At 51.2% G+C, this 688-nt stretch carries 1 protein-coding gene and 1 pseudogene; both read left to right on the top strand.

Translation table 11 applies throughout. From position 1 onward, the window contains the following. On the top strand, window positions 1-348 hold a 348-nt coding region (locus tag DDR33_RS26000), incomplete at its 5' end, for a hypothetical protein (protein WP_158280830.1). Window positions 349-358: 10 nt separating this feature from the next. Further along, window positions 359-688, top strand: a pseudogene (locus DDR33_RS25995) (hypothetical protein); the annotation flags it as partial.

Here is a 688-nt window from a genome sequence, read left to right as displayed (position 1 = left end):
AGATTTATTGTCAGGGCTTTGCATCATGAAGGGATGCTAATTGGGGGGATGCTGGCGTGCATGCTGGTTTTTCCCTGGATTTCAAGAAGAATAGACGTGACATCGGCGCCGGTTGATCCCGGAATACTAAGTGTTGTGATTGTGGCGGTGCTGACGTTCCTGGTTTTTAAGGCGGTTACGTGGATGGCGATCCGGGTAATCTGGCCCGTGTTTGCGGAGTATTCGGAAGTGTGTTTCGAGGATAATTTCCTTTCGCTGACGGTGCCGCAGAAGGTATTGATTTACCTGGGGTTTTATATGATGCTGTTATGGAGTATGGTGTCGATTTTGAGGGCGTTGGTTGGATAATGGAGGCAATATGAAAATAATCGTCTTAATTATTTCTATTATTTTCTTTGGAACTGCTTTGGTTAAAACAGATCCATTGCATGCGGGGAAGCCGGAAGAGCGGCTGCGGGCGGTTTATCTTTCCCAGCTCGGCGTCCGTGAGGCGACTAACCGCAATGATGGTCCGCAGGTGGAGGCTTATCTGCGCTATGTCGGGCTGAAAGCGGGAAATCCCTGGTGTGCGGCCTTCGTGTCGTGGTGCCTGGGGCAGGCGGGTATTGCTAATCCGCGGAGCGGGTATTGTCCGGATTTTTTTCGGGCTGGGAAGGTGGTTTGGGAGAAGGGGAGGGAGTTAAAGGCG

Source organism: Pararcticibacter amylolyticus (genome assembly GCF_003130405.1).
Classification (GTDB): domain Bacteria; phylum Bacteroidota; class Bacteroidia; order Sphingobacteriales; family Sphingobacteriaceae; genus Arcticibacter; species Arcticibacter amylolyticus.
The sequence above is the reverse complement of the archived record's forward strand: the minus strand, read 5'-3'. Positions and strand labels throughout refer to the sequence as shown.